The organism is Dactylosporangium sp. NPDC050688, from assembly GCF_040654515.1.
In the GTDB taxonomy this organism is placed as follows: domain Bacteria; phylum Actinomycetota; class Actinomycetes; order Mycobacteriales; family Micromonosporaceae; genus Dactylosporangium.
In genome coordinates, this window is record NZ_JBFAIC010000012.1 from 57,598 (window position 1) to 82,440 (window position 24,843).

The 24,843-nt window shown below is 71.6% G+C and carries 28 protein-coding genes and 1 pseudogene; 16 read left to right on the forward strand and 13 right to left on the reverse strand.

All coding sequences use genetic code 11. The features are described from left to right. Positions 1 to 5: 5 nt before the first annotated feature. From AB0H83_RS14375 to AB0H83_RS14390, 4 genes are read right to left on the reverse strand one after another with little or no spacing between them, the layout of a single operon-like run. Complete coding sequence (locus AB0H83_RS14375; protein ID WP_360092400.1) at positions 6 to 1,913, reverse strand: TOMM precursor leader peptide-binding protein; 1,908 nt, start codon at positions 1,911 to 1,913, stop codon at positions 6 to 8. After that, entirely contained in the window at positions 1,910 to 4,099 is a 2,190-nt protein-coding gene (locus tag AB0H83_RS14380) for a TOMM precursor leader peptide-binding protein (protein WP_360092403.1), read from the reverse strand. Before AB0H83_RS14380 ends, AB0H83_RS14375 begins: the two co-directional genes overlap by 4 nt. Next, complete coding sequence (locus AB0H83_RS14385; protein ID WP_360092406.1) at positions 4,099 to 5,904, reverse strand: BTAD domain-containing putative transcriptional regulator; 1,806 nt, start codon at positions 5,902 to 5,904, stop codon at positions 4,099 to 4,101. The genes AB0H83_RS14380 and AB0H83_RS14385 overlap by 1 nt, the downstream gene beginning before the upstream one ends. Then, positions 5,886 to 6,194: a hypothetical protein gene (locus AB0H83_RS14390; protein WP_360092736.1), complete on the reverse strand. Its 309-nt coding sequence runs from the start codon at positions 6,192 to 6,194 to the stop codon at positions 5,886 to 5,888. Before AB0H83_RS14390 ends, AB0H83_RS14385 begins: the two co-directional genes overlap by 19 nt. Before the next feature lie 194 nt (positions 6,195 to 6,388). Between AB0H83_RS14390 and AB0H83_RS14395 the strand changes: the two genes are divergently transcribed. From AB0H83_RS14395 to AB0H83_RS14415, 5 genes are all read left to right on the forward strand, one after another. Beyond that, entirely contained in the window at positions 6,389 to 6,514 is a 126-nt protein-coding gene (locus tag AB0H83_RS14395) for a hypothetical protein (RefSeq protein WP_360092409.1), read from the forward strand. Next, a complete protein-coding gene (locus AB0H83_RS14400; protein WP_360092412.1) occupies positions 6,511 to 6,765 on the forward strand; it encodes a DUF6444 domain-containing protein in 255 nt (84 codons plus the stop codon). The genes AB0H83_RS14395 and AB0H83_RS14400 overlap by 4 nt, the downstream gene beginning before the upstream one ends. 257 nt (positions 6,766 to 7,022) lie before the next feature. Continuing rightward, the gene (locus AB0H83_RS14405) at positions 7,023 to 7,244 is read left to right on the forward strand and encodes a hypothetical protein (RefSeq protein ID WP_360092415.1); all 222 of its coding nucleotides are present in this window, start codon (positions 7,023 to 7,025) and stop codon (positions 7,242 to 7,244) included. Between the two features lie 10 nt (positions 7,245 to 7,254). Continuing rightward, the gene (locus AB0H83_RS14410; RefSeq protein ID WP_360092418.1) at positions 7,255 to 7,503 is read left to right on the forward strand and encodes a hypothetical protein; all 249 of its coding nucleotides are present in this window, start codon (positions 7,255 to 7,257) and stop codon (positions 7,501 to 7,503) included. Then, positions 7,500 to 7,721: a hypothetical protein gene (locus AB0H83_RS14415; protein ID WP_360092421.1), complete on the forward strand. Its 222-nt coding sequence runs from the start codon at positions 7,500 to 7,502 to the stop codon at positions 7,719 to 7,721. The genes AB0H83_RS14410 and AB0H83_RS14415 overlap by 4 nt, the downstream gene beginning before the upstream one ends. A 173-nt stretch (positions 7,722 to 7,894) precedes the next feature. On the opposite strand, the gene AB0H83_RS14420 is transcribed toward AB0H83_RS14415, so the two are convergent. Further along, a complete protein-coding gene (locus AB0H83_RS14420; RefSeq protein WP_360092424.1) occupies positions 7,895 to 8,191 on the reverse strand; it encodes a hypothetical protein in 297 nt (98 codons plus the stop codon). A 572-nt stretch (positions 8,192 to 8,763) separates the two neighbouring features. Here AB0H83_RS14420 and AB0H83_RS14425 point away from each other — a divergent pair. The 4 genes from AB0H83_RS14425 (at position 8,764) to AB0H83_RS14440 (ending at position 11,648) form a co-directional block, all read left to right on the forward strand. Next, a complete protein-coding gene (locus tag AB0H83_RS14425) occupies positions 8,764 to 8,949 on the forward strand; it encodes an FAD-dependent monooxygenase (protein ID WP_360092427.1) in 186 nt (61 codons plus the stop codon). Between the two features lie 34 nt (positions 8,950 to 8,983). Continuing rightward, complete coding sequence (locus AB0H83_RS14430; protein WP_360092430.1) at positions 8,984 to 9,181, forward strand: hypothetical protein; 198 nt, start codon at positions 8,984 to 8,986, stop codon at positions 9,179 to 9,181. Positions 9,182 to 9,187: 6 nt separating this feature from the next. Continuing rightward, positions 9,188 to 9,412 carry a hypothetical protein gene (locus AB0H83_RS14435; RefSeq protein WP_360092433.1) on the forward strand — a complete coding sequence of 75 codons (225 nt, stop codon included), beginning with the start codon at positions 9,188 to 9,190 and terminating at the stop codon, positions 9,410 to 9,412. Between the two features lie 157 nt (positions 9,413 to 9,569). Continuing rightward, entirely contained in the window at positions 9,570 to 11,648 is a 2,079-nt protein-coding gene (locus AB0H83_RS14440; RefSeq protein WP_360092733.1) for an MMPL family transporter, read from the forward strand. Positions 11,649 to 11,760: 112 nt separating this feature from the next. On the opposite strand, the gene AB0H83_RS14445 is transcribed toward AB0H83_RS14440, so the two are convergent. Beyond that, complete coding sequence (locus AB0H83_RS14445) at positions 11,761 to 13,212, reverse strand: HAMP domain-containing sensor histidine kinase (protein ID WP_360092436.1); 1,452 nt, start codon at positions 13,210 to 13,212, stop codon at positions 11,761 to 11,763. After that, positions 13,209 to 13,901, reverse strand: coding sequence for a response regulator transcription factor (locus AB0H83_RS14450; RefSeq protein ID WP_360092439.1), 693 nt, complete (start codon positions 13,899 to 13,901; stop codon positions 13,209 to 13,211). Before AB0H83_RS14450 ends, AB0H83_RS14445 begins: the two co-directional genes overlap by 4 nt. Before the next feature lie 491 nt (positions 13,902 to 14,392). Between AB0H83_RS14450 and AB0H83_RS14455 the strand changes: the two genes are divergently transcribed. Next, positions 14,393 to 14,710: a hypothetical protein gene (locus tag AB0H83_RS14455; protein ID WP_360092442.1), complete on the forward strand. Its 318-nt coding sequence runs from the start codon at positions 14,393 to 14,395 to the stop codon at positions 14,708 to 14,710. 686 nt (positions 14,711 to 15,396) lie between these two features. Further along, positions 15,397 to 15,558 (forward strand): annotated as a pseudogene (locus AB0H83_RS14460) (NAD(P)-dependent oxidoreductase); the annotation flags it as partial. 155 nt (positions 15,559 to 15,713) lie between these two features. Here the strand turns inward: AB0H83_RS14460 and AB0H83_RS14465 are convergent. The 3 genes from AB0H83_RS14465 to AB0H83_RS14475 form a co-directional block, all read right to left on the reverse strand. Continuing rightward, the gene (locus AB0H83_RS14465; RefSeq protein WP_360092445.1) at positions 15,714 to 16,199 is read right to left on the reverse strand and encodes a DUF1269 domain-containing protein; all 486 of its coding nucleotides are present in this window, start codon (positions 16,197 to 16,199) and stop codon (positions 15,714 to 15,716) included. A gap of 405 nt (positions 16,200 to 16,604) precedes the next feature. After that, positions 16,605 to 17,639, reverse strand: a complete 1,035-nt coding sequence (locus AB0H83_RS14470; RefSeq protein WP_360092447.1) for a zinc-binding dehydrogenase — start codon at positions 17,637 to 17,639, stop codon at positions 16,605 to 16,607. Positions 17,640 to 17,899: 260 nt separating this feature from the next. Further along, complete coding sequence (locus tag AB0H83_RS14475; RefSeq protein WP_360092450.1) at positions 17,900 to 18,271, reverse strand: hypothetical protein; 372 nt, start codon at positions 18,269 to 18,271, stop codon at positions 17,900 to 17,902. 222 nt (positions 18,272 to 18,493) lie between these two features. On the opposite strand from AB0H83_RS14475, the gene AB0H83_RS14480 reads away from it, so the two are divergent. The 3 genes from AB0H83_RS14480 (at position 18,494) to AB0H83_RS14490 (ending at position 21,306) form a co-directional block, all read left to right on the forward strand. Next, positions 18,494 to 18,718: a hypothetical protein gene (locus AB0H83_RS14480; RefSeq protein WP_360092453.1), complete on the forward strand. Its 225-nt coding sequence runs from the start codon at positions 18,494 to 18,496 to the stop codon at positions 18,716 to 18,718. Beyond that, positions 18,709 to 19,125: a PIN domain nuclease gene (locus AB0H83_RS14485; RefSeq protein WP_360092456.1), complete on the forward strand. Its 417-nt coding sequence runs from the start codon at positions 18,709 to 18,711 to the stop codon at positions 19,123 to 19,125. The genes AB0H83_RS14480 and AB0H83_RS14485 overlap by 10 nt, the downstream gene beginning before the upstream one ends. 516 nt (positions 19,126 to 19,641) lie before the next feature. Beyond that, complete coding sequence (locus AB0H83_RS14490; protein ID WP_360092459.1) at positions 19,642 to 21,306, forward strand: HD domain-containing protein; 1,665 nt, start codon at positions 19,642 to 19,644, stop codon at positions 21,304 to 21,306. A gap of 62 nt (positions 21,307 to 21,368) precedes the next feature. Here AB0H83_RS14490 and AB0H83_RS14495 read toward each other — a convergent pair whose 3' ends face one another. Continuing rightward, positions 21,369 to 21,647, reverse strand: coding sequence for a hypothetical protein (locus AB0H83_RS14495; protein ID WP_360092462.1), 279 nt, complete (start codon positions 21,645 to 21,647; stop codon positions 21,369 to 21,371). Between the two features lie 89 nt (positions 21,648 to 21,736). On the opposite strand from AB0H83_RS14495, the gene AB0H83_RS14500 reads away from it, so the two are divergent. Further along, positions 21,737 to 21,892, forward strand: coding sequence for a hypothetical protein (locus tag AB0H83_RS14500; RefSeq protein WP_360092465.1), 156 nt, complete (start codon positions 21,737 to 21,739; stop codon positions 21,890 to 21,892). Positions 21,893 to 22,091: 199 nt separating this feature from the next. Here the strand turns inward: AB0H83_RS14500 and AB0H83_RS14505 are convergent, their stop codons facing one another. After that, on the reverse strand, positions 22,092 to 22,754 hold the full coding sequence (locus tag AB0H83_RS14505; protein ID WP_360092468.1) for a response regulator transcription factor: 663 nt from the start codon (positions 22,752 to 22,754) through the stop codon (positions 22,092 to 22,094). Beyond that, positions 22,751 to 23,959, reverse strand: a complete 1,209-nt coding sequence (locus AB0H83_RS14510) for a histidine kinase (RefSeq protein WP_360092471.1) — start codon at positions 23,957 to 23,959, stop codon at positions 22,751 to 22,753. Before AB0H83_RS14510 ends, AB0H83_RS14505 begins: the two co-directional genes overlap by 4 nt. Positions 23,960 to 24,152: 193 nt before the next feature. Here AB0H83_RS14510 and AB0H83_RS14515 point away from each other — a divergent pair, with 193 nt between their 5' ends. Further along, on the forward strand, positions 24,153 to 24,722 hold the full coding sequence (locus AB0H83_RS14515) for a hypothetical protein (RefSeq protein ID WP_360092474.1): 570 nt from the start codon (positions 24,153 to 24,155) through the stop codon (positions 24,720 to 24,722). Positions 24,723 to 24,843: the final 121 nt, after the last annotated feature.

Sequence of the window (24,843 nt, forward strand, 5' to 3'; positions counted from 1 at the left end):
GCACCTCACGGGAACGGGTGGGGAACGGAGTGGAGCTCGTCGTCGCGCAGGTCGCGGTCGAGCAGCCCGGCGGTGCGGAACGCCGTCCGCAGCCGCCGCGCGTGCGGGGCGCGCTGGCGCAGCCAACCGAAGTCGATCGGCAGCAGTCCCGGGACCACCACGCTCGCCGTCGCCAGGCCCAGATCGCGCTGCTCGGGGGTGGTCTGGTCGACGGCGATCACGTCGAAGCCCTGCGCGGTCACCGTCTTCAGGCAGCGTTCGAGGTCGTCGCGCAGGTCGGCGGTGACCGGCGGGGCGGGGCGGTCCCGCTCGTACAACTGCGCCATCGGCACCGGCTGGGGGCCGCGCTCCAGCAGGAACGCGGCGTGCCGCGCCATCTCCGGCAGGCCGTAGAGCAGGGGATGGTCGTGCAGGCCCTGCACCTGGGAGAAGTCGGTCACCATGCGGCGCAGCCGGGGCTCGTCGGCGCCGGCGCGGACCCGGACCATGACCGAGTCGGTGGCGATCTCGCAGAGCGCCGCGGCGATCGCGGCCTGCGGGTCGAGGCTCGCCCCGCCGCCGAAGGCGAGGGTGCCGAGGCCGCCGTCCTCGCGGACGGCCACCGCGGTCACCACCGGGATGTCGAAGGTCATCCGGGTGTCGAAGAACCGGGCCCGGTAGCCGTACATGGCCAGCCGGTCGATCATCATCCGGGTCTGCGGCCGGTTGATGCTGACCGGGTCGATCTCCGGCAGGGACCGGCCGCCGTACCAGGCCAGCAGGAACGCGTCGCGCTCGATCGCCTCCATCAGGCCGTGGTAGACCGCCTCCACCAGCGATCCGCCGGAAGCGCAGCCGTTCGAGGTCTCCTGGACGAAGCGCTCCTCGACGGTCGCCGCGTGGTAGTAGACGAGGATCTCCGGCACCAGCAGCGCGCGCTGGTCGCGCAGCGACCAGCCCCAGACCCAGGTGATCGGCCGGTCCGGGACGAACCGGTGGAGGTATGGGTTGGCCTGGTAGAACGCGTCGGTGTAGAGCCCGCACTCGCGCGGGTCCAGGGCGTCGCCGCCCAGCTCCCGCAGGGTCGCGGTGACCGCGGTGCGCTTGCCGCGCGGGCGCAGGCCGGCGGCGCGCTCCAGCCCTTCCAGCACCGCGATCCGGGCGCTGCGCCGGTAGCCGTCGGCGTGCCCGCCGTACAACGTCTCCCGCAGGTAGCGGCCGCTGCGCAGGGTGAACGAGCCGACCGCCGGGGAGGTGGAGAGCGAGGTGATGTCCTGCCACACGGTGGCGCCGAGCGCGCCGCACACCGGGTTGGCGAAGGCCTCGACGTTCAGCGGGTAGTCGTCCAGGTCCCGGCAGCGGAAGGTACCCGGCGCCGGCTTCGGGGTGGCGGGCAGCTCGATCGCGGCCAGCTCCGGCGCGTCGGCGACCCCGCCGCCGCAGCTCGGGCACTCCGGGTCGGGCAGCAGCGGAGTCCGGCGCACCCGCAGGGTGGACAGGTCGACCTGGAGCACCGTGCCGACTCCTCCTGTCACGGCGCCGGAAGTACCGGGCCCGCCCGGCGCAGCGCCGGCGGCGCGGTGCGCCTCGATCAGGCCGTGCAGGAAGTCCGCGACGAACGGGGTCGCATACGGCCAAGGGCCCGCCGCGACGGTATCGCCGCCCAGCTCGACCGCGTCGCGCAGGTCGCGGTGGCGCACCGCCTGCCAGCGGCGCGCCAGGCACGTCGGGCAGGCCGCCGCCGGCGGCATCGGCCCCAGCAGTGCCAACTGCCCGTAGAGCAGTACCCGGGGGGCGCGCGCCGGCCGGGCGGTTGCGCTCAGCTCGTCGCGCACCCCCAGCGCGACCACCTCGGCGTCGCAGCCCCGCTCGGCGAGCAGCCGGGCCAGCCCGGCGCAGACCAACTCGTCGGTCGCGGACCCGCCGCCACTCATCGGTCGTCGCCGACGGACAGCAGCACCTTCACCGCGACCAGCCCACCCGCGGCCAGGTCCGTGCCGCCGACCGGTGCCACCAGCACGTCGTGCCCGTGCTCCCGCAGCCGGTCCAGCACATCGGCCCAGCGGTGGACCACCCCGGCGGCGTCTGCCTCGCCGTGTACCGGTACCGTGCCGGCGTCGAAGTCGACGAGCACGGGGTCACCAGTGTCCGGCACCGTGCCAGGGTCCTGGGCGCGTAGCTGCACCTGGCCCAGCACGTCGCGCAGCACCGCCACAGCCGCCACCGTCCACGCTGGGTCGGCGGCCAGCGCGGACAACCACTGGCCGCAGGTCGGGTCGAAGGAGCGCGCCAGCAGCACCGCCGCCCCGGTGTCGGGCTGCCCGCCCAGGTCGAGCAGCTCCACGGCGACGCCGAGGTTCGCCGCCGACTTGGTCAGGAAGACCAGCTCGGGGTCGGTGCCGATGGTGTCGAGGCGGATCCGCCGGGCGGTGGCCCGGCCGGCGACGACCTGCCGCAACGCGTGTCCGGCGAGCGCCGAGGCGAGCCCGGACCGGACCGCCTCGGCGAGGTCGCCGCCCGCTCCGCCGCCGGCGCTTGTCGGCTCTGCGCCGCGACCGCAGTTGGCCGCCCCGAACGGCTCCAGCACCGCCGCTGGCACCGCCGCCGCCTCGCCGGTGAACAGTGACCGGGCCGCGGCCCAGGCGCCGGCGGCGATGTCGCCCCAACCCGAGGCGAGGCCGAGGCGGGCGGCGTCGACCTGCGGCGCGTCGTCGGGGGCGGTGCCGCCGACCGCGGTGTGGCCGGTGACGGCGACGGCCGCCACCCGCAGCGCCCGCAGCCGGGCCGCCGCGACGTGGTGGACGTCGAACGCGTTCACGGTGCGGCGTCGGCCGCTGCCGTCGGTGAACTCGACCGCGCCGATCTTGATCGGGGTCTGGTCCCACCGCTCGTCGTCGTAGCGGCGGAACACCCCTAGGTGCGGCTGGAGCAGCGGCTGGTGAGCGGCGAGCTGCGCCACTGCGGCCTGCGCCTGCGCGGACTGGTCCGCCGCCTCATCGGCCTCGACGGGCGCCGGGTCCAGTTCGACGGCGGCCCTGGCCAGCTCCGGCGGCTCCGGCGGCTCCGGCCGGCAGAAGGTGCACCGGGGATGCGGCAGCAACGGCTCCACCAGCACATCGAGCGAGGCGAGATGCTGCACGATCACGCTGCCGTCGGTCTCGGCCGGCAGCGCGCCGGTGGTCAGCCGGAACACCTCGTATGCCAGCAGGTTGCCGATCATCGCCGCGAGCGGCCCGTCCGGCTGGGCGGCGGCCGGCGCGGCCCCGGACGGTAACGCGGCGGCCCGCCACACCTGCCCGGCGGCGCCGGTCTCGTCGTTGTCGCCGAGCCGCAGCATCGCGCAGCACCAGCAACCGTTGCGGCCCGCGCCCTGCACCGGGCCGACCAGCATCCGCCCGCCGGCGACCCAGGCCGGCAGGAGCAGCCGGTCGGCGGGGATTCCGGCCGCGAGCAGCCGCAGGGTGTCGCGGGGCGCGTCGTCGCCGGCGGCCACCACGGCGATCTGCGCCGAGGCCAGCTCGGGCCAGCCGACCTCGCCGCCGGCGGCAGGCAGCGCCTCGACGGTTGCGACGCAGCCCGCCGCGTCCAGCTCGGCCAGCTCTGGCGCGAGCGCCGGCACGACCGTCGGCGCGACGGTCACCGTGGCGGCGCCGTTGCGCAGCAGGCCGGTGGCGCACGCGACGGCGACGGGGCCGGTGCCCAGCACCGTGACCCGGGTGGCCCGGAAGGCGGCGAAGCGCTGCGGCGCCCGGTCGATGTAGTGGTCAAGGTAGGCGATCTGGGTGGCGAAGTGGGCGGCCACCGCCAGCCCGAGGATCGCCGCCGGGTCGCCCTCCTCCTCGGAGACGTCGCGGGCGAAGCCACGCGCGTAGAGCGCGCTCACCAGCTCGCCGATCATGGCGCGCTGCGCGGCGGGCAGCGGGGCGCAGATGTCGGTGACCTGGTTGCGCCCGTTCAGGTGCGGGACCAGCAGCGACGCCAGCCGGTACGCGGTGGCGGAGGAGAGCCGGAAACCGCTGTTGGCGTTATGGAACAGCACTCCGTCCTCGGTGCGGGTGAACAGCACGTCATGGCGTATCCGCGGCCGGGTCTGCGCCACCGTCTCGTAGGCAGTGCTCATCACAGGGATCCCTTCGCTCGGTACGGGTGTGGTGGCGGGCCGGGAGGCGCGGACCGGTCGGCGGCGGCCCGGGCATGGCGTCGCAGCAGCCCTCGGATCCAGTAATGGTCTGCGGCCTCCTCGACCAGGCTGTGGTCGACCAGCCCATCGAGCAGATCGCGGGCCGTGGCCGGTTCGACGTCGAGCAGCTCCGCGGCCCGGTCCACGGTGATCGGGGCGGGGGCCGCAACGGCGAGCCGGACGAACGCCGTGGCCAGTGCCTCGCCGGTACGGGACAGCAGCTCGTCGAAGCGGTAGCCGAGCGACATCTCCGGCTCGCCCGGCAGGCTCAACCGGCCCAGCGGGTCTGCACGCAGCCACTCGACCGCCTCCGCGAGGCTCATCCGGGTGCGCAGCAGGATCCGGGTGGCCGCGATGCGCAGCGCCAGCGGCAGGTGTTCGCAGAGCACCGCGATCTCCGCAGCGCTCTGCGGGTCGGCGTCGACCTGCTCGGGCCCGAGCGCGGCGCCGAGCATCTGCAGCGAGTCGGCGGGGTCGAGCGGCTCCACCCGGTGCAGCCAGCCACCGAGCCGCGCGACCAGGCCGGAGAGACTCTGCCGGCTGGTCAGCAGCAGGGTGTCGCCGGGCGCCAACAGGGCGGGCAGGTCCCGCGCCTGGCGAGCGTCGACCACGTCGTCGACCAGCAGCAGCCGCCGGCCGCCGCGGGCGCCGGCGCCCCGGCCGAGCGCGGCGAGCAGTTGCCGCTCGGCGTGCTCCAGCGGCGACGCCGACCCGGTGACCGAGCCCATCTCCACCCGGAGCTGACCGCCGGGGAAGCCGTCCGCGACGAACTGCCCGACGTGCCGTGCGAGCGCGGTCTTGCCGACGCCGGGCGGGCCGCTGAGCGCCACGATCGGGCAGCCCGCGCGGAGCCGGTCGGCGATGGTACGCACGAGCGCCTCCCGGCCGATGAAGCCGGGCGCGACCGGGTGCTGGGTCGGCGCGGTGGCGGGCCGTGCCACCGGGCCGGCCAGGGTGGGCGGTTCGCCGCGCAGGATGGTCAGCTCCAGTGCGCGCAGCGCCGGGCCGGGGGCGACGCCGAGTTCGTTGCCGAGGTGTTCGCGGACCCGGCGCAGCTCGGCCAGCGCGTCGGCCTGCCGGCCGGTGCGGTAGAGCACCGAGACGAGCTGCGCGGAGAAGCGCTCGTTCGCCGGGTAGGCGCGGGTCGCGGTCCAGAGGTACACCAGCACGGAGCGATCCCGGCCGAGGCCGATCTTCAGGTCGCAGACCCGCTCGATCACCCGGACCCGCTCCTCGCTGATCCGGGGTACCACGTCGCGGTGCAGCGCCTCCGACGGCACGTTGGCCAGCATCGGGTCGCTCCACAGCGCGAGCGCCTCCTCCAGCGTGGCCAGCTCCGTCTCCGGGTCCGGTTCGTCGCGGGACCGGCCGATCAGGTCGCGGAAGCGCATCAGGTCGACGGTCTCGGCGGTGGCGGTGATCCGGTAGCCTCCCGGCACGGTCTTGATCACGCTGCCGGTGATGCCATGCCGGCTGAACAGCTGCCGCAGCCGCAGCGCGCAGGTCTGCAGCGCGGCCTTGGCCGAGGCGGGCCGCTCGTCGCCCCAGATCGCCTGCTGCAGCGCGCCGACCGACACCACCTCGTCGGGGTGCAGCAGCAGCGCCGCGAGCAGCGAGGTCACCTTCGACGGCGGCAGGACCAGCGCGTCCGCGCCGCTGGTGAGGGTCAACGGGCCGAGCACCCGAAACGCCGCGGGCCGGGCCGGGCGGTCGTACCCGGGTAGGCTCACCGCTCCGCGTCCCATCGCGACCTCGCCGTCCGGGCGGGCGCCAGGTGACCATCCAGCCCTGCAGCGCCGGCACACTGCGGATCGCGCGCTGCTGGCAGACCCGCTGCCCGATGGAGTCGGAGATCGCCTGCTCCGAGGCGATGGTGAAGACCGCGACCTCCACCACCTGTCCGGCGAAACAGCGCCTGGTTGTACGCCAGGGCGGCGACGTTGCAGGCGAGCCCGAGGTCGAACAGTTGCGCGGTAACCGCAGCGGGCAGCGCGTCGGTCATACCGCCGTCGACCACATCAAAGGTCACCGTCATCCACGGGCCCCTCCCGAGTCGTGCCGCTCGCAGTACGCACCCCGATCCCTCTATTCGAGATTAGATCGGCCGTTAACTATCTAATCTGGTCTGCCTGCTGCGTCAATGCCTTCCGGCTTCATGTAATTGTTCGACTGGTTTTTTGATCGCTGTGGTGTTTGGTCCTGGTGGCCGATGGAGGCATTTTTAATGACATGTCCGGTTCGCTCTCGATGGAGCAGTTGCTGCAGCGGCTGGCCCGGTTGGAGATTGCTCTCGCCGAGCGGGACGAGTTGATCGCCGAACGCGATGCCCGTATCGAAGTACTGGCCAGCGGGTGACCCGGCTGGAGTCGTTGCTGCGCAAGGACTCCCGGAACTCGTCGAAACCACCGTCGTCGGACGGTCCACGGAAACCGCCGCCGCGTTCACGGCGGGAGGTCTCGGGCCGCGCACCGGGCAGACAGCCCGGCACGCCCGGCACGACGCTCCAGCAGGTCCAGCGACCCGGACGCAGCAGGCGCGGCGCTCTGATGTCATCCGGGAGGCACTTGTGGCCTACGTCAGGGAGGGGCCGCGCCGGTTGGTCCTGACGACGCGCAGCAGGCGCTCGATGTGCTGCGGAAGGTCGTTGCCGGTCGATTCGGCAACCAGGCCGAGGTGGCGTAGCCGCAGGGCTCGCTGACATGGACCTGTGGGGCTCGTAAATCGGGTTTCGGCCATGCGGCCTGCGTGTATTCGTTGATCAGTGAGCAACGCCGCACGCGTGTGTCGGAGACCTGATCAACGAGGTGAAGAAAACCGTGCATCATTCCGACGGTGACACCACCAGACACTGAAGGGAACTACCATGACCCGCACTCGTAAGACCATCGTCGCGGCGTTCGCCGGCCTGCTCCTGACGCCGGCCCTCAGCGCCTGCAACCTCGTCTCGTCCAGCACCTGCGACGCGTTCACGATGGCCGTCGCCGGCAAGCCGGGCGGCAGCAGCGGTGGCGGCGGCAGCAAGAGCAAGTCGAAGACCGGATCGAAGCCGAAAAGCGTCGGCGGGCACTCCGATGACTGCGACTGACGACCGCGGCGTGACCGACACTCTCAGCCCTGCCCTCGTCGCGGCGTCGTTCCAGGCGTCGCGGGGCACCACCGACCGGCTCATCGCCGTCATGCGCGAGCAGATCGCCGCCGCCGAGGCGCGCCGCCATGCCGTCGAGCACGTGGCCGCGGAGTTGCTCGCCAGCGACTACGCCCCGACCGCCGCCGCGATCCAGCGGGCCGTGTTCTGCCCCGACCAGAAGCTCATCGACTACTACCGGCAGGAGCCCGCGTCGTGAACCACGACGAACGCATCGCCGAGGCTCTCACCGCCGCCGGCTTCGACCCGCCGCCGTTCGTCGGTGAGGACTGGATCGATCGTGGCGTGACGTGGTTGCCGGCCGGTCACCTGTCGATCGTGCGGATCACGCGGCTCGGCCCGACCGTCACCGGCGCGCCGGATCAGAAGGTTAGGGGTTCCAGTCCCTTCGGGCGCGCAAGATCGTCAGGGGCCTGAGCTGCAGCGATGCGGTTCGGGCCCTTTGTGTTGTCCGGCCTTTGTGGACGGTGGGTGTAACGTGGTTGCGTCTCGGGTGTCATTACCGTGCGTGACGGTTGGTGTGGCGTCAGCGACGTGAGCTGCGGTTCTTGCGCCTCCGGGTGGGCCGTTTGCCGGAAGGTGTCTGTTGTTCATCGCGGCAGCACCGGGGGCAGTTCGGCCCGTTCGGTGAGCTTGCGGAACCGGGTGGTGGCGTAGCTCGGGTTGATCGGCTCGCCGTCTTTGCGGGTGAACAGGTACCCGGAGTCGTGCCACACCTTTCCGGCGGCGAGGCGGCGGTCGCGGTGGGCGAGTTGGCGGCGGCGGTGCTCGCGCAGGATCTTGACGGTGTGCCGGTCCAGGGCGACGGCTCGTTGTCCGGCGGCGGTCTTCGGGTCGCCCTCGACGACCTCGTAGCCGGCGGTGGTGCGCTGGCGTTCGGCGCTCACCGGTCTGCTCCCAGTGCTCGATGCGGCCCTCGGTCCAGACCTGGGGGTGCGGGCGCCGGTAGCCGCTGATCTCGATGTGCCGGGCCGGGTTTGAGTCGATCAGTTCCTCCCGTACGGCCAGGTTCAACGCCGCCCGCAGCGTCGTCCGGAGGTGGTTGAGCGCTGACGGGGACTGCGGCTTGCCTTTTGCGTTGGTGGTGCCGGCGATCTGGGCGAACACCGTGCGCAGCAGCGGTCCGTCGAGATCGGCGAGCCGGTAGTGGCCCAGGTACGGGATCAGAACCAATTCGACGTCGCGGGTGTAGGCCAGGCGGGTGGCGGGCCGGATCCGGGTACGGGTGTCCAGCCAGTGCCGCAGCCACCGCTCCACGACGGTCCACGCCGCAGTGATAGAGCGTCGGGAGGTGCCCCGCTCGTCGGGAACCCCGCTGCAGGTCCACACCTACGTTGAGGGGCTGTGATGGACCTGAAATGCCGGCCGGGTTCGGCCGGATCACGCCGTTGCGCCGACGGCGGGTTCGCGTGCCGCACACTCTTCCGCTCGGCGTGCGCGGTGAACTCGTCGCCCAGAGTTGTTCGGTCTTCCCCTGGGTGAGGACGACCTCAACGTCGGTATCGTCGATGCGGCGAACCTCGGCTGGAAGCTCGCGGCCGTGGTACGCGGCTGGGCCGGCGGACATCCTCGACACGTACACCACCGAACGGCACCCGGTCGCGGCGCGCCCGCTGCAGAACACCCCGGGCCCAGATCGCCCTGATGCGACCCGACCCGCAGGCCAGGGCGCTGTGGGGATGTTCTCCGACCTGCTGGACCTCGACGACGCCCACCGGTACGTCGCCGACATGCTCGTCGGCATGGACGTCCGGTACGACCTGGGCGACGACCACCGGCTCGGCGGCACCCTGTGCCCGGACATGAAGTTGACGCTGGAGCGGCCCGACCCGGACGTCATCACCGCGGTGACCCGGTCGGGGGACCCTACTGCGTGAGGGGCCGTGGGCTCCTGCTCGACCTCGTCGACCGCACGGAGGTCCGCGACGGCGCGGCCGCGTGGACCGGACGGGTCAACACCCGGCACCGTCCGCACGGACCGGGTGAACGTCGACGCGTTGCTCATCCGGCCCGACGGCTGTGTCGCCTGGGCCTTGCCTACCGGGCAGGACCTCGACGCCACCACGCTGGTGCGTGCGCTGGGCACCTGGTTCGGCCAACCGGCCTGAGCGCCGCTTTAACAGTCGTCTCAGGTTCGCTCGGTACGAAGTAGGCATCAGATAAGCGATGTAACCCGTATGTAGGAGGCTAGTGATGGCAGTCAACGCAGCGCCGTCCGGGGAAGCGCCGGCCGGTCGGTTGGCAGGCCGGTGGGTGCCGTGGTTGGTGATTGGCTTGTGGGTGGCGCTGGCGGCGGTCATGGTGCCGCTGAGCGGAAAGTTGAGCTCGGTCACCACCGACAGCGCCGCGGACACCCTGCCGGCCAGTGCCGAGTCCACCAAGGTGGCGGTGCTGGAGGACAGTCTCCCCGGCGGTGACGACAACACGTTCGTCTTCGTGTACCACCGCGCCGGCGGCATGACCGACGCCGACCGCGCGACGGTCGAGCGCCACTACAACACCCTTGCCAAGCGGTACCCGCCGAAGGTGGCGGTCCCGGCCGGCGGCGAGGACGAGGGCCCACCGACGAGACTCTCCACCGACGGCAAGGCGATGATGTTCACCCTCGACGTGAGCACGACCTACGGCGCGCCGGAGGCCATCGTCGGCCCGTTGCGTGACGCCGCGAAGGACCGCCCCGCCGGCCTGGAACTCGACGTGACCGGCCCGGCCGCGGTCGACGGCGACATGGACGCCGTCTTCGACGGCATCGACATGCAGGTCTTCCTCACCACCGTCGTCGTCGTCACGCTCCTGCTCATCCTCACCTACCGCAGTCCGGTGTTGTGGTTCATCCCGCTGGTGGTCGTGGGCGCGGCCGCACTGACCGCGATGGCGACCGTCTACCTGCTCGTCAAGGGCTTCGGCATCGTGGTCAACGACCAGAACTCGGCGCTGCTGACGATCCTGGTATTCGGCGTCGGCACGGACTACGCGCTGTTGCTCATCGCTCGATATCGGGAGACACTGCACCACCACGAGAACGTCCGGGTCGCGATGGTCCACGCGCTACGCGGCGCGGCGCCGGCCATCGTCGCGTCCGCGGCCACCGTGGTCGCCGGCCTGCTCTGCCTGCTCGTCGCGGACCTGAACAGCACCAGCGGGTTGGGCCCGATCGGTGCGGCCGGCATCCTGTGCGCGCTGGTGGCCATGCTGACGCTGTTCCCGGCGGTGCTCGTGGTGCTCGGCAGGCGGATCTTCTGGCCGGCCATCCCGCAGTTCAGCACGACCGTGGAGGAGAAGCCGGGGCTGTGGGGACGGCTTGGCACCGCCATCAGCCGCCGACGGTGGGTGGCGACGCTCGGCTCGCTCGGAGTCCTCGGCGTGCTCGCCATCGGGCTGGCGGGCAACACCGGCGCCCTGCGGGAGCAGGACCAGTTCCTGTCCGCGCCGGAGTCGGTCACCGGCTTCACCGTTCTCCGCCAGCACTTCCCGGAGCTCGGCGGCCAGCCGATGACGATCTTCACGCGGCCGGCGTACCAGGAGCGGGTGCTCGACATCGTCAAGGGCACTCGCGGTGTGGCCCTGGCCATCCCGGGTCAGACCAGCGGTGGCTGGGCCGACATCTCCGTGTTCCCGACGGACGCGCCGGACACCGTCGCAGAGTACGACACGATCAAGCGGGTGCGCACCGCCGTGCACGCGGTGAGCGGGGCGGAGGCGATCGTCGGCGGGCCGAGTGCGGAGAACCTCGACACCGAGGTGACCACCAGCCGCGACGAGAAGCTGGTGATCCCGCTGGTGCTCGCCGTCGTCCTGATCGTCCTCGGGCTGCTGCTGCGCGCGATCGTGGCCCCGCTGGTCCTGATGGCCACCGTGATCGTCTCATTCGCCGCAGCCTTCGGCGGCAGCGTGTTCGTCTTCGACACGATCCTCGGGTTCAAGGGTATCGACTATTCGGTGCCGCTGCTGGCATTCCTGTTCCTGGTGGCGCTCGGCGTCGACTACAACATCTTCCTGGCCAGCCGGGCCCGGGAGGAGACCGTGCGGCTCGGCACCAGAGAGGGCATGCTCAAAGCCCTCTCCGCCACCGGTGGCGTCATCACCTCGGCAGGCCTGGTCCTGGCGGCCACGTTCGCGGTCCTCGCCACACTTCCGCTGGTGATGCTGATCGAGGTCGGGTTCCTGGTCGCCTTCGGCGTGCTGCTCGACGCCCTGCTGGTGCGGTCGGTCCTGGTGCCCGCCCTCACCCTGCTGATCGGCCGGCGGATCTGGTGGCCGAGTCGGCTGTCCCGTCCGACGGCGGAGCCCCCGGACGGGCAACAGTCGCTCGCCGACGACGAGGAGCTCGCGCTGCAACGGTGAGCGCGGCGGCACGGACGAGATTCGGGACGGGGATCCAGGCCCGTCCCGGATCTTTTCATGGGCCCGACGGTCGCCGCCCCTTTGGTCCTGCGCCAACGCGCCGGGGCTGGGGTCAGCGCACCGCGGTGTCCTCCCCGGCGGTGAGCCGCGCGATCGGGGCGGGCGGGGCCGCGGCCGGAAGGTCGACCCGAAGCAGCGCGCCACCGCGTGCGGAGCGGGCGACGGTGGCCCGGCCGCCGTGGGCGTCGACGACCCGCTGCACGATCGACAGCCCTAGACCGGATCCCGGCAACGCCCGGGCGCTGTCGGCACGGTAGAACCGGTCGAACACCCGCGGTACGTCGGCGGCGTCGATGCCCGGCCCGGCGTCGTCGACCTTGAGCACCGCCGACGCGCCCTCGGCACGGAGCCGGATCTGGACCGGCTGGTCCGCGGGGGACCACTTGCCGGCGTTGTCGATGAGGTTGAGCACCGCCCGCTGCAGCGCAGCGGGACGCCCGCGCACCCACACGGAGGTCACGTCGAGCGCGACTTCGATGTCGGGCATGCGGGAACGCGCCCGGGTCGCGGCGGCCACCACCACGTCGGCGAGGTCGAGCAGCTCGGTGCTCTCGTCGCTGACGTCACCGCGCGCCAGGTCGGTCAGCTCGGCGGCAAGGGTGCTCAGCTCGGCCACCTGGGCGCCGAGATCGTTGAGCAGCCGGGTCCGGCTCTCCGCCGGCAGTGCGCTGTCCAGGGTGCCGCGCCGATCGAGCCGGATCAGCAGCTCGACGTTGAGGCGCAGGCTGGTGAGCGGGGTCTTGAGCTCGTGGGCGGCGTCCTCGGCGAGCAGCCGCTGGGCCCGCCGGGAGTCCCGGAGCGCGGCGAGCATGTCGTTGATCGACTGGATCAGCCGCCGGATCTCCCCACCGCCCTCATCCGGGATGTCGGCGTCGAGATCCCGGGTGTGCGCGACATGTACCGCGGCGGCGGTCAGCCGGTCGATCGGCGCCAGCCCGGTCCGCGCCACGGCCCGCCCGACAAGGGCGCCGCCGACCACGCAGAGCAGCCCGATCAGCAGCATGCCCAACCCGAACCGGTTGATCGGGCTGTCGTCGGCGACGCGGGCCACCTGGACCGCGCCGTCGCCCGCCCGCAGCGTGTAGATGAGGTAGCCCTCGTCGTCGGTGTCGTTCGACTCCATCAGGTCGGCCGACGCGCCCTGCGCCACGCGCCCGGCGTGCTCGCTGACCGGGGGCAGCGCGGGTTGGCCGGCCGGCGTCCGGGTCGAGCCGTCGGGCAGGATGACCCGCACCAGCCGACCGGATCCGGGATACGGCGGTAGCTGGACCTGCGCCAGACCGGCGCGCTCCGCGTCCGTCGCCAGGACGCGGGAGTCGGCGCGCAGCTGATCCTCGGCGGTGTCCCGCAGCTCCCAGTCCAGGAGCTGGCTGGCCACCTGGAAGGCCACGAACACGCTGACCGCGATGGCCGTCGCCGCGATCACCGTCAGCCTGGTCCGCAGGGACCGCCGGCGCCACCATCGGGTCAGCCGGCGCGGTTCCCGGCGGGCGTGCCTGCTCACGGAGGAGTCTCCCGCAACGTGTATCCCAGGCCGCGCAGCGTGTAGATCAATCGCGGCTCACCCTCGGCCTCCATCTTGCGGCGCAGGTAGCTCACGTATACCTGGAGGTTGTTGGCGGTGGCGCTCATGTCGAAGCCCCAGATCGCCTCGAACAGCGCGTCGCGGGTCAAGACCCGGGTCGCGTTGCGCACGAGGACCTGCAGGAGGGAGAACTCGGTTCGGGTCAGGTGCAGCGGCCGCCCGCCACGCCACGCCTCGAACCTGTCGGGATCGAGCCGGACGTCGGCGAACGACAGGATCTGCGACTCCCCGTCGGTCGGCGTGCGCCGGCGCAGCAGGGCCCGCACCCGGGCCAGCAACTCCTCGGTGGCGAACGGCTTGGGCAGGTAGTCGTCGGCGCCCGCGTCCAGCCCCGCGACCCGGTCGGAGATCTGGTCACGGGCGGTCAGCATCAGCACCGGCAGATCCCGGCCCGCGGCCCGCAACCGCCGGCAGGTCTCCAACCCGCCGAGGCGGGGCATCATCACGTCGAGAATCAGCAGATCCAGCGTGTCACCGCCGGCCCCACCGACCCCGTCGAGCACGGCGAGACCGTTGGCGACGGTCCTGGTGTCGTAACCCTCGACCTGGAGCACCCGCTCCAGCGACTCACGGATGGCCGCGTCATCATCCGCGATCATGATCCGCACGCCAGCCCGCCCCCTTCCAGCCGATGCTTTTGCCGCTCAGTGTCCCCGATCAACCTGAGGCCAGGATTAGCGCGTCGCTGGGGACCGCGCTCTTACGGATACCTAAGAATGGAACCTACCGTCGGCTCATGAGCAGGGGGAGGACGCCGGTCACGGGCGCTCGGCGTCCCCGGGTGGCTCCCGCGCCCAACCGTCATCATCCTGCGGCTGCTGCCATTGATCCCGGTGCTCCCGCCGACAACACCGCCGGGCCAAGGCCACGGCCTCCCGTCCCGGAGGACGCCACGCTGCCGTACCCGCAGCTCGCCGAGCGTCCGAGCATGCCGCACGCGGGCCGGCAGAAACAAAGGCCCGTCGCAACTGGGCCCGAAGTCACGCCCACGAAAGTCCGTCGGCGATGGACGGGAGCCAAACTCCCAGCTACAAATGGAACCGCCGATCGCGTTCAGAGCCACGTCGGTCTCGACGCCTGGGCGTCGATGCTTGGGGCCGTGCAAGGCTTCGCCAACAGCGCATCGTCGCGCTGGGCAGCGAACAACCGCCGTCGACCGGGACCGGACTGGCCACGACGTGGTCACATCACCGGGCGCATCGGGTTCTTCTCGGCCGCCCGTTGGTCGGTCGAGAAGATCGGCCTGACCCTGTTCGATCTGGTCCTGGCCAACCTTGTCCCAACGACGCCGATCTGTTGTTCGCGGTTGATGACACCGCGCATCGCCGTCGGGGTAAGAAAGTCCACGGCGCCGGGTGGATCCGGTACACGGTGTGGTGGAAAGTCGTGCGGCAGGTTCCGCCACGGGACGGCATGACGAACGCGCCGCCGAGGTCCTCGACCTCCGTGCTCCTGGCCTGGAACGCGGCCAGCAGCCTGTCCTCCTCACCGACGGCGCACACGCGTCCATCGCGCATTGCCAGCGCTGCCCGGGTCTGCCCCGGCCGCTCGGCCGGGGTAGAGGTGTGCGCCCGTGAGGATACGATTGGCAGGTTCGAACATGGCGAGTTCCCGTCAGCGGTCAGATCAGAACCGCGAGTATGCGTTACTTGGGCGAGGTAGCGGTCCAGGATGTTCGCCGCGGCCGCCAAGCCGAGGCTTGTGGTGCGTTCGGCGATCCGCCCACGATCGAGCGCGATCACGTCACCGCCCAACGTCGTAGAAGCGGCGCACCAGACACCGCTCGAACCGTGCCCCTACGCGGCCGCGACGGCTGGTACGACGAAAACAGCCCTAACCAGCGGTCACGACGACACGGTCACCGCGGGCAACGAGATGCCGGCACAGTTCCCGCCCGCCCCATGCCGGCCGGGCACCCAGGGACTCGCCCTTCTTCGCCACTTCGCCTTCGGCATTTCTCGGCTTCGGGGCGATCGTCCAGCTCATCGCGGAGCGGGCCCCGCCGTTCGGAGTGGAACTGCGACGCTACGACCCATTTGTGGATGACGAGCCGATCCGGGCCCGCGGCGTACACCCGGTCTCGTTCGACGAACTGTCGAGGAATCCGACTCCCTCGTCGTCCAGGCACCGCTGACCCCGGACACCCTTCACCTGTTCGACCGCACGACGCTCGCCCGCATGAAGCCGACGGCAATGCTCGTCAACACCGCCCGGGGCCCGATCATCGAGGACGCCGCGCTTGCCGACGCCTTGGCGGCCCGACAACGCGCTGCTGCACCTGCCGAACGCCGTCGTCACGCCGCACGCCGCCTACTACTCCGAGCAGTCGCTGCCAGCGGTACGGACCATCGCCGCGCAGGAGGCCGTCCGGGTCTTGACCGGTCGTCGTCCCCGGCCCCCAGTGAACACGATCAACCGACTCAGCTCTCTCTGGCAAGTTCCCCGGCGAGCTCCTCCTCATCGCTCTCGGACAGCGAGGTCTTGAGGATGATGCCGCCGAAAGGCCGCATGGCGCTTGCGAACCTGTCCTCGGTGATCTTCGAGGCCATAATCACCACGGCGGAGTGGCCGGGCTCGAGCAGGTGCTCCACGCGGTTGCGAAACTCGGCATCGATGCCCGACTTGTTGAGCTTGCCCATCAGCGCGCCGATCGCGCCACCCAGCAGCACCATGCCCGGCACGAAGAACAGGAGGCCGAGCAGGAGGCCAAAAAGCCCACCGGTAGCCGCGGACGCACCGACGATCCGCTGAGGTGTATCGACGTGAGTCTTACCGTCGGGGTCGACGTGGACGATGGCGAGTCCGCGTAGGTCGACGACGAAATCCTGCTGCAAGCGCTGCACTTGCTCGTACGCCTGTCGAGCGGTCTCCGGGTTCTCGTACCCGATCACGATCAGATCCGACATCTGCTTGCGCCTCCGTCCGCTATCCAAGGGCTTTGCGTCCCGGTACCCACCTCGCCCCGACTTACCGCTGGTCCGTAGGACTACGTTTTGCTGATTCCGCTGGTCCGGTGGGTCACCCGAACGGCCGACGCCCGGATACCACTTGATGCCTACCCCGACGACGATCGTGACCGCTGGTGTTGTGGATCTGTTGCCGCCGCCGCTCCAGTCGACGCCGCAGGCCGTCGAAGGGCCGCGCACCGTGTGACCCCGTCACCGTCGCCGGCGAGAGAGCAACCAGCGCGGCGGTCGCGCCGTCGCCGATCAGCCCAAGGTCCTCCAGCGGAGGTAGCCGTCCCGGCGCCGAATCGGGCGGAACGACGGTTCACGATCGAGCATGTCCTGGCCCCAATGGGTTGAGCCATGTCAGAACGACACGAGCACCTTCACAACATCGTCGAGCTTGCGGTCCGCGATGTCGAACGCCCGCTCCATCTCCTCGAAGGCGAAGGTATGGCTGGTCATGAACGTCGGGTCGACGCGCTTGCCCTCCAGCACCCGCAACAGCCGCTCCAGGCGCAGCCGCCCGCCCGGACAGAGCCCGGTCGCGATGGTCTTGTCCGCCATGCCGACACCCCACTCCACCCGGGGGATACGCACGTACTCACCCTCACCGAAGTACCCGACGTTCGAGATCGTCCCGCCCGGCTTCGTCACCTTGACCGCGGCCTGGAAGCTCGCCTCAGCGCCGAGCGCCTCGATCGCCGTGTCGACGCCCTCCCCACCGGTCAGATCGAGGATCCGCCCGACCGGGTCATCCTTGGCGAAGTCGACAATCTCGTCGGCGCCATAGTCTCGGGCGAGGCGCTGCCGGCGGCCGGCGGTCTCGACGCCGATGATCAGCCCGGCGCCGCGGAGCCGGGCCCCTGCGGTTGCCATGAGACCCACCGGCCCCTGCGCGAAGACCGCCACTGTGCCGCCGATCGGCACCTTGCCGTGCTCGGCGCCCATGAACCCGGTCGAGAGCATGTCGGCGCAGTACACGGCAGCCTCATCGGAAACACCGTCCGGGATCTTCGCCATGTTGGCGTCCGCCTCGTTGACATGGAAGTGCTCGGCAAAAACGCCGTCCTTGGTGTTGGAGAACTTCCAGCCGCCCAGCGGCGCCCCGGACTGCGACGCATGGCCGGCCTGCGCGGCCGGATCTCCCCAGTCCGGGGTGATGGCGCCGACGAGCACCCGGTCACCGGGCCGGAATTCTCGCACCTCACCGCCGACCTCGGCGACGACGCCGACCGCCTCATGGCCCAGCGTCAGGTTCTCCCGCGGCCCGATCCCCCCGTGCACCGTGTGCGAGTCGGACGTGCAGACGAGCGCCTTGGTCGTGCGTACGATCGCGTCGTTCGGCCCAGGCCGGGGCACCGGCTTGTCCATGAAGCCGACCTCACCGATTCGCCGCATCACGAAAGCTCGCATCGTGCCCCGCCCCTCGCAAACCCACCGTCGCGCCCCCGCCGGCGTTACCCGCCAAGGCGCCGCCCTAACTTGTGAAGGCGGTCAGGGAGCGGCCTGCGGCGCGTTGCCGCCGGGGGTGCGTGCGGAGGGTGCCGCTGCCCCGAAGTCGCGCTCGGCGACCGTGGTGAAGCGGCAGTTCCGCCGGGATGACCACGTCCGGCAGGCCGGTGCAGGCCGCGGCCTCCGACCGCCTAGACACACGCCCGTCACCAGCAGAGGGCGCATTTCCACACGTCACCCCCAGGTTCCAGCTCGCTGTCGCCGATCACCGGCCATCGCTCCGAGGTGCACGCGTCTACATGCAGTAACGTCTGGCGCGCGGCGGTCCGGCGTCGCGCCGACATGACCCCTGAGCGCACTTGAGGCGGCGTGCGGCCCACAGCCGGGCAGGTCGGGCGGTGGACCTGCCGGCGCAGGACCGCCACCTGGTGCCGCAGCACCAGAATTTCGCCGTCCTTGGCGCCACCGTCGCGGGCGAGTTGGGTGAGCATCTGCAGGACCTGGCGTAGCAGCAGGTACACCAGTGAAGCCGTCATGACCTCGGTCGTTGCGTTGCTGGCGGGATGGACGTCGGGCAAAGTCGCACGTCACAGCCCTGATCCGAGTTTGCGAGCCCCACAGGCCGGGACGGCTACCGGCTGCTCAAGGCGGTCGCCGACTGGCGGGCCCCTGACTGGCTGTGTGAGGTTCCCGCCGCCGATGTGCTGCGCCAGGTGCGGATCCACCAGTACCCCAGCAGTTCAGGTGACCGGACGGCAGCAATGATATCATGATATCATTGCTGTCTCAGGAGGTGTGCGATGCCCAACATCCTTATTCGCGACCTGAGTCAGGAAGCCGTCGATCGCATCGACGCGACGGCCGCCAATCTCGGCCTGTCGCGCAACGAGTACCTGCGCCGTAAGTTCGAGGAGGGCGCCGGTCCTGTCGGTGAGCGGACGGTCACCGCTGAGGACTGGCAGCGGTCTGCGGAAGTCTTCGCGGACCTGGCTGACCCTACGGTGATGGATGCCGCATGGCGGTGACGAGTTGGCTGATCGACAAGTCCGCGTACGTGCGGCTCCAACTCGGCCAAGTGGCCAACCGCGACGACTGGAGTGCACGCATCAGCCGCGGGTTGGTTCGGCTGTCCACGATCACCCGGCTCGAACTGGGATTCTCAGCGCGCTCCGGCGACACGGGTCGCCGGCAGTTCACACTCCCGCCGCTGTCCTTGATGCCGATTGAGCACCTGACACCCGCCATCGAAGACAGGGCCTTCGAGGTGCAGATGCTCCTGGCTGACCGCGGCCAGCACCGTGCCCCGTCAATTCCCGACCTGCTGATCGCGGCGACGGCCGAGAAGGCGGCGCTGACCGTCCTCGCAGTTGACAAGGACTTCGACCTCATCGCCGCGATCACGGGCCAACCCGTCGAGATTCTGGATGACTGAGCTGAGCGCCGTTGCGTTGTGGGACCGGCGGACTGAGCCCGTGCTGGGTTCGCGGTCAGATCGTTTGGGCGAGTTCGGTGAACGCGGCGGCGATCCGCGTTGCTGGCGGGGCGTCGACGGCGAGTTCGGAGTGCCCGCGTAGGTCAACGTCGGGCGCCGTCGCCAAGCGGCCGATGACCTCGCCGGGCTCATCACACCGGACCTCGACTCCGCCGTCGAGGCGCTGAGCGCAGCAAGGTGAGCGGTTGCCGCCCTCCCTGCATCTGCCGATCGCAGTGGGCGACATCGCAGCGACCAGCGACGGGGACCTGCTTGTCGCGTTCGGTACCGACGTTGCGAAGTTCCGGCCGCCGGCATGAAGACCCCCTTGGTTGCCGCCGGGGCGCCGTGGCGTTGTGGGACGTAGGTCTCGTCGACAATGCTCTTTGACCCTGTACCTGCTGAGCATGCCATACGGGCAGTTCAGGCGGTCGCGGTCTCGATGTGGGACGTCGTCACCGCCTATGGTCCCTACTCATGACCTTCGACGAGTTCTTCCGGCAGGCGACCGGCGCCCCGCCCGACCCTTCGCTGGCCGCGCTCGCCCGCGAAGGCCTCCCCGCCGACGTGGCGCTGCCGACCGGAGTGGACCGGTCCGGGATCGTGCTCGTTTGGCTTTGGCGGCGATGGTACCGGCAAGCTCCCCGACGCCTGATGTTCGCGCTGCCGCGCGGGTCGGTGCTGGGACCGGTCGCCGGTGAGATCGTCCGGTGGCTCGCCGCGACCGGGATGAGCGAGCGGGTCGCGGTCCACGTCGTCATGGGCGGCGCCGGAGAGGCCGACCGGCGGTGGCGGCTCGACCCGCACCGGCCGGCGATCGTCATCGGCACCGCCGGCGCGCTGGTGAGCAAGGCACTCAACCGTGGCCACAGCCTGTCCCGGGCGATGTGGCCGATCGACTTCGCGCTCGTCACCAACGGCGCCCACTGGGTCGTCGACCGGCCGCACCTGTCGCCCGCGGCGACCGCCACCCTGCGCCGCCTCGTCGGCTTCACCCGCTACTGGCAGACCGCGGAGCCCTTCTCGTTGACGTGCGTGTCGGCGGCAGCCGACCCGGACGGGCGGGCCGGCACCGTACCGACGCCGCCGCCGGACGAACGCGAGGTCCGGCGGGAAGACCTCCTGGCGTGGTTCGACACGACCGACGACGTCGACCTGACGGCGTTCGTGGGCGGGTCCGACGCGCAGGTGGCGTGGGCGCGCTGGACCCCGGCGGACGCGTCGGGGCGGCCGGCGCCCGAGGTACGGTGGCCGGAGCAGCGGTGGCGACGCACGGTGCCGTTCGAGGCGCTGCGGGCCTACGCCGAGCGGGTGGCCGTGTGGTGGCTCGACCCGGCGGAGGGCGCCTGGACTCGGGTGACGGCCGCCTCGCCCCTGCGCCCCGGCGACACGGTTCTGGTAGCCGCCGACCCCTTGCATCCGGGCCTCGCCCCCTTCGACCCACGGGCCGGACTCGACCCCTCGGATCCCGTGCTCGTGGAGCCGGCGCCGGACGTCGATCCCGTCCCCGTGGCGGTCGCCGCGCCCGATCCGGCCCGCTGGCTGTCGCTCGAACGGCACAGCGCCGACGTCCGCGACCAGGTCGAGGCGCTCCTCGCCGCGATCGACCCGCGGCTGCCCGCCGGCGCCGCGCGGGCGGCCGCCGTCGCCGGGCACGCCCACGACCTCGGCAAGGCGCACCCGACCTGGCAGGACGCGCTGTGCTGCCTGGCCGGCGACCCGGAACCGGACTGGGTCACGGCGGGCCGGCCATGGGCGAAGTCAGGCATCGATGCGCCGCTGCGGTTCCGCGACGACGTCGCGTTCCGGCACGAGCTCGGCTCACTGCTGCTGCTCGACGGCCCGCTACGCGGCGTGCTCGACGGCGTTGACGACCCCGACCTGGTCCGCTTCCTGGTCCTCGCCCACCATGGCAACCTGCGCATGCGGCTGCCCACACCCGAGGAGGTTGAGACGATCGCGGTGCCGGCGCTGCTCGGCCAGCCCGCCGGGACCCTGACCAACGGCGTACCGGCGCAGTGGACGCAAACCGCGACGGCGCTGCTCGACCGCTACGGCCCGTTCCTGCTCGCCTATCTGGAAACCCTCGTCCGGATCGCCGACTGGCGAGCCAGCGCGGGCCTGCCGTTGGTGGCGCAGTAGCGCCTGTTTCGCAAGGGATGGCCGACCCAGGCGGGTCGAAAGCCTCGCCTGGGCCGGCCCGGTCACGTCGGCTCAGAACGCTCTCTCTCAAACTGCCGAGCTCTGTGCTGTCGGGCGGGCGCCGTTGCGTTGTGGGATCGGCGGACGCGGTTGACCCGTATCGGGACGAACAAGCGAGGGTCGTCCTTGCCGACGTAGAACGGTCCGCGCCAGGCCAGCTTGTCGGTGTCGGTGTCGGGTGAGTCCGGCGCGCCGGCCCGCGGGGTGGCAAGGAAGGCGAGACCGCCCAGCAGCACGACCACACCGAACACGAGGAATGGCCCGTAGCTGCCGACATCCATCGATCATCTTACGTTCCGCCGTCGGCCGGAGGCCCGTTGCAGGGGTCACCAGCCGCATCGCTGCCATCAACGGCCCGTATCGCCCGGTAGTGAGGGCAGGCAGGGGACCCCGCCGGCCCGCCACCGCCTTCGTCCAACTGCTCGACGACTCGCTGCGGGTCCTCGGCCCGGACCACCCCGACACCCCGACCACCCGCAGCAACCTCGCCCACTGGCAGGCACAGGCGGCCTCCGCCCAACTGTGATCCGAAGAAAGTGCCAAGTAGATCCGGACACTTCCCGGCCGGACCATCCGGAGCCGGTACCTGCGTGCACGCAGCCGTCATCCTGGGTTCAGCTCACCGCAGTTGTGGCTCGCGCTGGTGGCGGCCGTCCCCGGCAGCGACCGCGAACGTGCCCGAGACCTGTGGGCCTTCGCGCACGGCATGAGCGGTGCTGAGCGGCTCAGTCCTCCTCGCCCGGCACGATGAGCCCGTGCTCGTAGGCGTAGACGACTGCCTGTACACGGTCGCGCAGGTCGAGCTTGGTCAGCACCCGGCTGACGTGGGTCTTCACGGTGGCGTCGGACAGGTGCAGGCGCTCGGCCAGTTCCTGGTTGCTCAGGCCGCGTGCGACCAGCCGCAGCACCTCCAGCTCGCGTTCGGTGAGCCGGTCGGCGGCCGCCCGCGCCGCGGTCGGCGAGGGCGGCACCCGCAGGAACCGGGTGATCAGCCGCTTGGTGACCGCCGGCGCCAGCAGCGACTCCCCGGCTGCGACGGTCCGGACGGCCTCGGCCAGCTGGCCCGGCGGCGCGTCCTTGAGCAGGAAGCCGCCGGCGCCCGCGCGCAGCGCCTCGTAGACGTACTCGTCCAGGTCGAAGGTGGTGAGCACGAGGACCCGGGGCGGGTCGGGCGCCAGGCGGATGCGCCGGGTGGCCTCGATGCCGTCCATCTTCGGCATCCGGATGTCCATCACCACCACGTCCGGGCGCAGTGCGCCGGCGCACCGCACCGCCTCGGCGCCGTCGGCGACCTCACCGACGATCGTGATGTCGGGCTGGGCGCCCAGCATCCCGGCCAGCACGGAGCGGATCAACGCGTGATCGTCGGCGACCAGGACGTTGATCATTGGGGCTCCCTCAGAAGTCGCGCGTGCACGGCGAAGCCGTCGCCGTCCGAGCCGGCGGTGACCGTCCCGCCGTAGAGCCGGACCCGCTCGCGCATGCCCACCAGCCCGCGCCCGCTGCCTGCGGTCCGTGCCGCGGCGCGCTTGCCGGGCGGGCCGGCGGCGTTGCGGATCTCCACCTCGATCCACCGGTCACCGTAGCCGATCCGGACGCTGGTCTCGACAGCTCCGGCGTGCCGGCGCACGTTGGTCAGCGCCTCCTGCACGATCCGGTATCCGGCCAGATCGACTCCGGCGGACACGGCGCCCCGCGCGCCGTCGGTGACCAGCCGCACCGGCAGGCCGGCCGCGGACACCTCGTCCACCAGGTCGGCGACCCGCTCCAGGGTCGGCTGCGGCGACAGCGCCGCGGCGGCGGCCGGCTCGCCTTCGCGCTGGACGTCCAGCACGTGGCGCATCTCGGTCAGCGCCTCGCGGGCCGTGCGCCGGGCCGCGGCGATGTGGGCGCGGGCGCTGTCGGGGTCCAGGCCGATCAGCTCCTCGGCGGCGCCGGCCTGGACCGCCACGATCGACAGCGAGTGCGCGACGACGTCGTGCAGCTCGCGGGCGATCCGCGCGCGTTCGGCCGCCACGGCCTCCTCCGCCAGGCGCGCGGAGTCCGACCGCGCCGCCGCGGCCTCCTCGGCCAGGCGCGCGGAGTCGGCGCGCGCCGCGGCCGTCTGAGCGGCGCGCAGGCGGACCAGCCAGCCGGCCACCCAGGCGCCGGCCACGAAGAAGCCGAGGATGAACGTCTGCCCGATGCTCGTCGGGCCCTCGTAGTAGCCGAGCGGGAACAGCGACAGCATCGTGAGCACCGGCGCGATCCCGGTCGCCACGGCCACCGCCCGGCTGCGGGTGTGCAATGCCGCTGAGAAGGTCGCCACGAGCAGGCTGGGGAACGGGAACGTGCTGTCCTCCTGCCCGGGGATCAGCAAGATCCGGACCATCAGCACACCGATCAGGACCGCCATCACGGTGACCGGGGCGCGCCGGCGCAGGACCAGCGGGAGGGTCACGCAGACCGCGAACACGACCCGCTGCCACAGCAGCCCCGGCCCGGACGCGGCGAGCGCCTCGATCACGGCCCACCCGAGCAGCAGGGCGGTGATCACGACGTCGACGCGCGTCGGGCGGCGCGGCACCCTCGCGATCGTCTCCAGCGGATCCACCAGCCGACCCTAGCCAGCCCGGTGGCGCACGGGCGTCATCCTCGCGTCGCATGATGATCGGTCGAGCGATGTAGGCAACGAGCGCCCGCCGTGGTGTACGGACCGGTCTGCGGGCCGACGTGCCCGGACCCCGCCCGCTCATACGGTCTTCTCCGTTGGCCGGCACGGTGCCGGCCCGGAAGGAGTGACCATCATGAGCAGCACCACGACGACCGCCCAGGCCGCCACCGGGACCCGCGCGGGTGGCAAGGGCGCCGGCTACGCCGCCATCGCCGGGGGTGCGGCCTCCGCCGTCGCCGGGGCCATGCAGGCGGTACGGACCGACGACGGCAACCCGATCGTCGGCGCCTCGGAGCACGTGATCCTCACCCTCATCGCCGCGGCGCTGGTCCTGTGGATGCCCGGCTACCTGGCGCTGGGCAGGGCATCGGGCCGGCTCGGCAGGATCGGCGGGATCACCGTGGTGGTGGGCACCGGGCTGCTGGCGTTAGGCATGACCTCGACGAACCTGCACGATCAGGACTACTCGTGGTTCCCGGTCGTCGCCGCGCCGGCGAACCTGGCCTGGCTGGTCGGCTCGGTGCTGCTGGCCGTGGCCACCTTCCGCACCGGGGCGCTGCCGCGCACGCTCGCGGTCTGCCTTCCACTGATCTGGCTGACGTCGATCATCCTGTCGCAGCTCGGCGGCAACCTCCTCGCCGGGGCCGGCTGGGCCGTGATCGGCTGGGTACTGACCGTAAACGCCCGGCAGGGCGGGCGCTGACGACCGGGTCCCCTCGGTGCGCTCGCCGCCGTGGCGGCCGGTGACGGTGGTGGTGAGCGCGGGACTGACGGTGGCGCCGTCGCCGGCGGTGCGTCCGGCGGCGGCCTCACCGTGATGGTGG